General features: G+C 75.7%; 1 pseudogene. It reads left to right on the top strand.

The features are described 5' to 3' along the window. Positions 1-502 (top strand): annotated as a pseudogene (locus AOK16_RS24075) (hypothetical protein); the annotation flags it as partial.

Below are 502 nucleotides of genomic sequence, written 5' to 3' on the forward strand. Positions count from 1 at the left end.
GTCCATCGAACTGCTCGTCCCCGCCCTGATGGGCGAGGCCGAACGGCAGGCCGCGCTCGAACGGGCCACGGCCCTGCTCGCCACCGCGGGCAACCGGCCCCACCGCACCGAGAACCCCGGCCGGGCCGCGTACGTCCGGGCCACCCGCGCCGTCCTCCGGCTCATCGAAGCGGTCGGCATCGGCGTCCACCACCTGGTGTGCAGCGTGGCCGCCGGGGGCGACCCGCTGCTCGCCGTCCTCCACGCAGAACGCGACGGTGACGGGCTGGTGCACATGGCGGAGTCCGAGGCCCTGGTGTTCTGCACCGTCCTGGCCGCGGGCGTCGCCACCGGCAGCCGGGCCGGCATCGTCATCCGCACCACCGCTGCCACGGGGGAGGGGCCCGACGCCGTACGCGGCTGGGCGCTGGGCGACGGCTGGCCCCAACCCCTCAGCGCGGCACAGGTGTTCACCGCCTACTGCACCGACGCCGACACCGGAGAACCCGTACCGCCCGAGCCC

Origin of the sequence: Streptomyces pathocidini, from assembly GCF_001418495.1 — a bacterium.
GTDB lineage: Bacteria > Actinomycetota > Actinomycetes > Streptomycetales > Streptomycetaceae > Streptomyces > Streptomyces pathocidini.